Raw genomic sequence first — 5,768 nt, 5'->3', positions numbered from 1 at the left:
CAGCAAGCAGATAGAAATGGAGAGGCTCACTCATGAAGTATCCAAGGATGGCGATGATTACATAAGCGCCGATTGCAATCTCCAGGGCTTTGCGAACTCCCACTTTCTTCCCAAAGGCTGAGTAGGCAAGTGCAGAAGGGAATGCCACAAACTGTGTGATGAGCAGGGCAATGATCAATGATTCACTGGGAAAGTTGAGGCTTGTCCCATAGTTCACAGCCATTCTGATAATGGTATCCACCCCATCTATATAAAGCCAATATGCAATGAGAAAGATAGCCAATGTCTTCAGTTGGCGAAAACTCTTCAAGGTCTGCCGTGTTATGGAAAGCCCTTTCTTGACTGCCTGCTTAAAGGGAAGGTTATCTTCGGTTACCTCTTCCTTCACGAAAAACAGTACAGGAAGTGTGAATACCACCCACCAGATGCCTACGATGACAAAACATACCCTGATCGCTTCCCCTCCATCCGCAAATCCAAACCATGATGGATTGAGGTACATCAGAACATTTACCAGGAACAACAATCCACCCCCGATATATCCCAGGCTGTATCCGAGTGAGGAGACAAAATCCACCTTCTTCTCTGACGCTACAAAAGGAAGGAGTGCATCGTAGAAGGTGTTCGCTCCGCTGAAGCCTACCACAGCTACAGAGTAGAAGAGTACTGCCAAGGGCCAGGAGCCCATCTGTAATACATACAGGCTTGCAGTCATCACTGAGCCTATCAATGCAAAAAATGCAAGTAGGCGCTTCTTGTAGGTACCCCAGTCAGCGATGGCTCCCAGTATGGGGGCCAAGAGTGCAACGATCAATGATCCCAGGGAGTTTGCCAGCCCAAGATAAAAAGTCCCTTCCTGGCTGCTTGCCCCCACTGCCCAATAGGCACTGAAAAAGACAGGGAAAAATCCCGCCATCACCGTGGTAGCAAAAGCACTGTTCGCCCAGTCATAGAATGCCCATGCGACAATCGAGCGTTTTGAATCTTGCATTGTGTGTACCTTCTTTCTCATAGCGTACCAGTGAATGACGAATCTGTCATGTGCTATTTTCACCATGGTTGTATTGCACAACGTGCTATCCTTCAATACAATACGCTCCTGTAGATATCCTAGAAATATGGAAGGTTATTTCCCATGATTGTATGTAAATTCGGTGGAAGCTCTGTTGCTGATGCCAAACAGATAAAAAAAGTAAAAGCGATTGTAGAGGCTGATCCAAAACGACAGATAGTGATTGTCTCTGCTCCAGGAAAACGTGACAAGGATGATGAGAAGGTGACGGACATGCTTTATGCATGTAATGCACTTGCCCAGCAAGGATTGACTTGTAAGCCCGTCTTCAAGAAGATTGCCGACCGTTATACATCCATCCTTGAAGGCCTTGGCATCGAGAAAAAACCCTTTGTTGCTGTCCTCGAGGAAGTTCGTCAGATGATTGATGCAGGCCATGGTGCAGAGTATGCAGCAAGCCGCGGAGAATATCTCAGTGCCCGGATGATTGCCGCCTACCTTGGTTGGGATTTCCTGGATGCTGATCCCTATATCGTCATCAACCCTGATGGGACCGTACATGAGCAGAGTTATGAGAACCTCAGAAAGGTGTTGAAGAAAGACAGGAAGTATATTGTTCCTGGTTTCTATGGCTGTGATATTGAAGGAAAAGTAAAAACCTTCAGCCGAGGTGGGTCGGATATCACCGGGGCCATTCTCAGTAGTGCAGCAGATGCTGAATCGTATGAGAACTGGACTGATGTCTCGGGGGTGTATTCGGTAGATCCCCGCTTGGTGGATGACGCAAAGGTGATCAAGACAATGACCTATCGCGAGCTTCGTGAGCTTGCAGGTGTTGGGGCAAATGTCTTTCATGAAGAAGCAATTGCTCCTGTGATCGCAGCCCAGATTCCCATCAATGTGAAGAACACCAATGCTCCTGCGGATATGGGCACCATGATCGTCAATGAACGAACGAGTGAAACAACACCCCTTGCAGGTGTCTCAGCCAAGAAAGGCTATAGCAGGATAACCCTGCGTAAACTGATGCTCTTCAAGCAATCCGGAACCAGACATGCACTGCTCACCATGTTGCATGTGTTTGGAATAAGGCCATCTTTCAGTTTGTTTGGCGTAGACAGTATCGTCTGGTTTTTTGAAACAAGCCAGGCAAGTGAAAGTGTCCTGAAAGCAATGTGCACCCGTCTTGCAAGTGAGTTCTCTCTCGACGCTATTGAGGTTGATCATAATCATGCAATTGTCGGTGTTGTGGGGGAGGGCGTCATGGATCACCGTGACCTGATTGCTAAAGTGGTTGGGGCCTTGGACAGGGAGTCCATCAGTCTGAATTTTCTCAACTTCGGTGCATCCGAAACTTCCTTGCTGCTTGGAGTCCATGCTGATAAAACACAAGACGCGGTAATCGCATTGTATAACGCATTGTTCTAAGCATCTATTTTCCCTCCCCTCACACATCCCAGAGGGGGGGGGTAAGAGAATATATCCTTCAATGATACCGAGAAAAGAATGATATAGGGAATAGTATATCTATTGCTTACTTTTTAACGTACCCTTATGGTATAAGTACTATGTACATAAGAGGGTAGTGTAGTGTTCGACTCTGCTTCGCTCTATTTGGCCTTGATGATCTTCCTCGCAAGAGTGGTGGATGTCTCTCTGGGTACCTTGCGTCATGCTCTTGTCATTCGTGGGAAGAGAGCTCTTACGTTCATCATTGCATTCGTTGAATCCATCATCTGGGTGTTTGCTGTATCGCGGGTCATCAATGATCTGTCAGATCCTCTCATGGCCATTGCTTTTGCCTTTGGATTTGCTGTTGGGACCTTTGTGGGAATCACCTTGGAGCGTGTTCTGAAAATCGGTGATCAAGTGGTGAGAGTCTTCACCCTGAAGGGCCCTGCAGTTGCTCAGCTGCTAAGAGAACAGGGTTTTCGTGTTACTGAGTTTCAGGGTAAAGGACGGGATGGCACGATCTATCTCCTGTTCGTACAAGTTCCCAGAAGATCAGTGAAGCAAGTCATGAAACTTTCCCGTTCCATTGACCCCACCTGCTACCTTGTAGTCGAAGATATCAAGATGTGTGCCTACGCATAAAAACCGGCCCTAAAGTGGGCCGGCTGCATATGAACTAATTGTTATTTGCCGATAACCTGTTCGGTCTCAAGATCAAAGAACTTAGCTTTTGCCATGTCAGGAATCAAGTAAATCTTGGAATCCGGAGTAGGAACAAGGGTAGGTTCAATCTTACCGATAACCTGGCTCTTGGAAGTGGATGTATAGACGTGGGTCTCACTGCCTAGCGGTTCAACAACACTTACTGTACCGTTGATGGTCACGCCGTCCTTGGCGGTATTGCTGAATGAAACATCCTCAGGGCGAATGCCGAAGGTTACAGACTTGCCGACAAAAGGAGTCAGGAACTTCTTCTGTTCTGCAGTGACTTTGAGGCGGAAGGTGCCTTCGTTTGCGTAGATATCATCACCATCAGCTTCAATAGCAGTTTCAAGGAAGTTCATAGGAGGAGAACCGATGAATCCTGCAACAAACTTGTTCTGTGGGTTGTTGTAGAGATCAAGAGGTCCACCAATCTGCTGGATAACACCAAACTTCATGACGACGATTACATCAGCCATGGTCAGGGCTTCTACCTGGTCGTGGGTGACATAGATCATGGTTGCCTTGAGGCGGTTGTGCAGGGAGGAAATCTCTGCGCGCATCTGGACACGAAGCTTTGCGTCGAGGTTGGAGAGGGGTTCGTCAAAAAGGAATACCTTGGGCTTACGAACGATAGCTCTTCCTACAGCAACACGCTGTCTCTGTCCACCAGAGAGAGCCTTAGGTTTTCTGTCAAGCAGCTCTTCAATCTCCAGGATCTTTGCTGCTTCACGAACACGCTGGTCAATCTCTTCTTTGGGGAACTTACGGATCTTCAATCCGAAAGCCATGTTGTCATAGACGGTCATGTGGGGATAGAGCGCATAGTTTTGGAATACCATTGCAATGTCTCTGTCCTTGGGGGGAACATCGTTGACGAGGTTGCCGTCAATGTAGAGTTCACCGCTGGTGATATCTTCCAAACCAGCGATCATGCGGAGTGTTGTGGATTTTCCACAACCCGAAGGTCCGACGAGAACGACAAACTGTCGGTCTTGCACCTCAATGTTGACATTGTCAACAGCCTTGACTCCACCGTCATACACCTTGGAGATGTTTTTGAGTTGTACTGTGGCCATATTGCCTCCAATTATTTTATCTAACAACAACTGTAACCCAGAGTGAGTACGGTGTCAAACAAAAAATGTATAAAAAACTGGAAAGGATATATATATAAGACTATATAAAGAAAGAAGAAATAGAATAACCCATGCGGAATTTCTCTATTCCGTATGGGACCGCTATTATCTTATGAGCAATTGGGGTGTTCTGGAGAACCATGGGTTGTTTCTTGCTTCCCTCGCTTGGCAGAAACCCGACGGAACGGAGCCCTGCATGGGGGACAGTGATGCGATCGACCAAAGGGACCTCATCACCAAGGCAGCCTATTTCTATCAGGATGGAGAGCTGAAGAAGGGTGGCTACTCCCATCTCGATTTTGATACCATCTGGGAACTCGGTTTCAAAGCGGTAAAACAGTATGACCAGCTACCTAGTCTCTCCACCTCTCAACGTCTCTTTGTATTGCAAGAGAGTGGGAATGCCATCTACAAGGAAGAAGATACCTATCTTCGCTTTCACTGTGGTACCTTGGGCGCTGGTCATGGGCATAGTGACAAGTTGCATTTTGACCTATATGCAAATAAAGAGGATCTTCTGTTGGATGCCGGCCGGTACACCTATGTACCAAGGTCTGAGCGGTATGAGTTCAAGGACAGTACTGCCCATAACACCACAACAGTGGATAACAAGAACTTCACCGTATGCAAGGACAGTTGGGAGTGCTCCAAGCTCAGCGCACCCATCGGATTCCGCACGGTTCAGAAAAATGGGTATATTGCTTTCCAAGGTTCGCACCAAGGGTATCTGGATGTCGGGGTGCTTCCACGTAGGACAATCGTGGTATTGGAGAAAACCCTTATTCTGATCTGTGATGAGTTTTTATCCCAGGAACACCATAGCTATCAAAGCTATCTGCACTTCAATGACAAGGGAAAGGTACGTTTGCAAGAGTCTGGAGCAGTATATCAGAGTGCTCAGAACGAAATGTACATCCATACCATTTCAAGCCAAGGCGTCACCCAGTATCTCAAGAGTACCAGGCTCTCTCGTCACTACAATGAGCTGATCGATAACAAGACCATGGTCTGCGAGGTGGAAGGGGATGGATTTGTATCATTGTTTACCTTGATCTCACTCAACAAGGATGCTTATTTCAAGAAGGAGCGTGTGCTCTCCAATTTCAAGAAGATCCGATTCCCTGATTCCCTGATCGAGGCTGTCACCATCAAGAAAGGAGACAATGCCTATACCGTGGTAGTCAGTCACCAAGAGTGGGCAAGCCCTACCGATACCTTCAACGCAGACGGATGTACAGGCTTTGGTTCCTTGTTGGTGTTTGACCGCGGGAAGGGGGAGACAGAGATCGGGACACGACTATTCACCTAGAATCATAATTCTCTGGAAATAGTTATTTACATCCTCTCCCTATTTTGCTATTATCCAATGGCAGATGCGCCAGTAGCACAATGGTTAGTGCTCGTGCTTCCCAAGCATGAGACGAGGGTTCGATTCCCTTCTGGCGCTCTCAGCCCCCTTGGTC

At 47.3% G+C, this 5,768-nt stretch carries 5 protein-coding genes and 1 tRNA gene; 4 read left to right on the top strand and 2 right to left on the bottom strand.

What is annotated here, in order from left to right; genetic code table 11:
* A partial coding sequence (locus AB7S66_RS09320; RefSeq protein WP_428519339.1) for an MFS transporter occupies positions 1-991 on the bottom strand: 991 nt, incomplete at its 3' end.
* A gap of 144 nt (positions 992-1,135) precedes the next feature.
* Between AB7S66_RS09320 and AB7S66_RS09315 the strand changes: the two genes are divergently transcribed.
* Both AB7S66_RS09315 and AB7S66_RS09310 read left to right on the top strand, forming a co-directional pair.
* Positions 1,136-2,440, top strand: coding sequence for an aspartate kinase (locus tag AB7S66_RS09315; protein ID WP_428519337.1), 1,305 nt, complete (start codon positions 1,136-1,138; stop codon positions 2,438-2,440).
* Positions 2,441-2,602: 162 nt separating this feature from the next.
* Entirely contained in the window at positions 2,603-3,106 is a 504-nt protein-coding gene (locus AB7S66_RS09310) for a DUF2179 domain-containing protein (RefSeq protein WP_428519335.1), read from the top strand.
* 41 nt (positions 3,107-3,147) lie between these two features.
* On the opposite strand, the gene AB7S66_RS09305 is transcribed toward AB7S66_RS09310, so the two are convergent.
* Positions 3,148-4,245 (bottom strand): ABC transporter ATP-binding protein, encoded by a 1,098-nt coding sequence (locus tag AB7S66_RS09305; protein ID WP_428519333.1) that lies wholly within the window; start codon positions 4,243-4,245, stop codon positions 3,148-3,150.
* Between the two features lie 172 nt (positions 4,246-4,417).
* Here AB7S66_RS09305 and AB7S66_RS09300 point away from each other — a divergent pair, with 172 nt between their 5' ends.
* Both AB7S66_RS09300 and AB7S66_RS09295 read left to right on the top strand, forming a co-directional pair.
* Positions 4,418-5,614: a heparinase II/III family protein gene (locus AB7S66_RS09300; protein WP_428519331.1), complete on the top strand. Its 1,197-nt coding sequence runs from the start codon at positions 4,418-4,420 to the stop codon at positions 5,612-5,614.
* 66 nt (positions 5,615-5,680) lie between these two features.
* Positions 5,681-5,752 (top strand) — tRNA-Gly (locus AB7S66_RS09295).
* Positions 5,753-5,768 lie beyond the last annotated feature (16 nt).

It is taken from the genome of Sphaerochaeta sp., assembly GCF_050178175.1.
In the GTDB taxonomy this organism is placed as follows: domain Bacteria; phylum Spirochaetota; class Spirochaetia; order Sphaerochaetales; family Sphaerochaetaceae; genus Sphaerochaeta.
This window is presented reverse-complemented; position numbering and strand designations above follow the sequence as displayed.

Excerpts from the sequence above, each read along its gene's own strand:
- AB7S66_RS09300 (WP_428519331.1), top strand. The coding sequence starts at position 4,418 with ATGAGCAATTGGGGTGTTCTGGAGAACCATGGGTTGTTTCTTGCTTCC.
- AB7S66_RS09305 (WP_428519333.1), bottom strand. The coding sequence starts at position 4,245 with ATGGCCACAGTACAACTCAAAAACATCTCCAAGGTGTATGACGGTGGA.
- AB7S66_RS09315 (WP_428519337.1), top strand. The coding sequence starts at position 1,136 with ATGATTGTATGTAAATTCGGTGGAAGCTCTGTTGCTGATGCCAAACAG.